The 1373-nt window shown below is 65.2% G+C and carries 1 protein-coding gene; it reads right to left on the reverse strand.

Annotated elements, in window-relative coordinates:
- Positions 1 to 278: 278 nt before the first annotated feature.
- A complete protein-coding gene (locus MET9862_RS28995) occupies positions 279 to 1292 on the reverse strand; it encodes an IS110 family RNA-guided transposase (RefSeq protein WP_142586314.1) in 1014 nt (337 codons plus the stop codon).
- Positions 1293 to 1373: the final 81 nt, after the last annotated feature.

Consider the following 1373-nt stretch of genomic DNA (forward strand, 5'->3'; position numbering starts at 1 on the left):
TGTGTGGATGCCCCCTGTTTGGCAAGCATGATCTTTGAGATTTCGGCGGGGTCTTCGATCGGACGTGTGTCAGGCCTCACAATGTGGCCTTCGATGACGCCACGGGCCGGTATGCTGTTCGGAAGGCTGGGTTCACATCGGTTCAGAGAGCTGCATGCGCTCGAGCCCCGGGTCTGAATGTCCCTGCCTTGAACTTCGAAGTCCGTGTCGCCTACTCCTCGTCGATCGCTCGCCCGGCCTCGCGGCCACGACGTGCCTTCGCCCGCTCGGGGCTCCGGTCACGCCATCCGGTAATCTTCCTGCTTCGTCGTCACGGCCCAGATCATCCGCGCCATCTTGTTGGCGAGCGCGACCGCCGCGACCATCTTCGGTTTGCGCGTGACGAGGGTCGCGAGCCAGCGGTTCGCGCTCCCGCCCTTGCGAACCACCCAGCGGATCACGCTCATGGCCCCGACGATGAGCAGTCGTCGGATATCGGTCTGCCCCATCTTGCTGACGGGGCCGAGCTTGGCCTTGCCGCCCGTGGATCGCTGCCGCGGCACGAGACCGAGCCAGGCGGCGAAGTTGCGTCCGCTGTCGAACGTGTCGAGATCCGGAGCGAAGGCGGCGACGGCTCCTGCGGTCACCGGCCCGATCCCCGGTATGGTGCATAAGCGTCGCAGATCGGCGTCCGTCCGCGAGGCCGTCTCCAGTTCGTCGGCCAGCCGCTCGATCACCTGCGTCAGCCCCGCGATCTGGTCGAGATAGATCGTCCCCATCGCCCGCACCGCGACGGGCAGATCGGCGACCTCGTCGGCCAGAGCCTCTTCCAGCACCTTAAGGTTTGCCGGCCCCTTCGGAGCGACGACACCAAATTCGGCCAGATGGCCGCGTAGCGCGTTGATCAGCTGCGTGCGCTGACGGACCAGACACTGATGTGTCCGAAACGCCACCGCGCGGCCCTGTGTCTCGGCGCTCTTCACCGCCACGAAGCGCATCCTCGGGCGCGCGGCCGCCTCGGCGATCGCCTCCGCGTCGGCACGATCGTTCTTCTGGCGTTTGACGAACGGCTTCACGTAGACCGCCGGCACCAGCCGGACCTCGTGACCGCTCTTCTGGGCCACACGACCCCAGTGATGCGACGTCGCACAAGCTTCCATCGCCACGACGCAGGCCGGTTGATCGGCAAGGAGTGCGACAAATCGAGAGCGCGACAGCGCGCGGTTATAGAGAACCGTCCCGTCCGGACCTACGGCGCAGACCTGAAAGCTGCCCTTCGACAGATCGACTGCCAACATGCTGATCGTCGTCATCGATGACCCCTATGATCGGTTCCGATTCAACCATCAGGCATACGAGATGCCGGTCGGTGGGGGCATCCACCGCATCAGTTC

Origin of the sequence: Methylobacterium symbioticum (genome assembly GCF_902141845.1) — a bacterium.
Taxonomy (GTDB): domain Bacteria; phylum Pseudomonadota; class Alphaproteobacteria; order Rhizobiales; family Beijerinckiaceae; genus Methylobacterium; species Methylobacterium symbioticum.

What these genes read in the sequence shown, in the direction of transcription:
- MET9862_RS28995 (WP_142586314.1), bottom strand. Translation starts at nt 1,292, where the DNA reads ATGACGACGATCAGCATGTTGGCAGTCGATCTGTCGAAGGGCAGCTTT.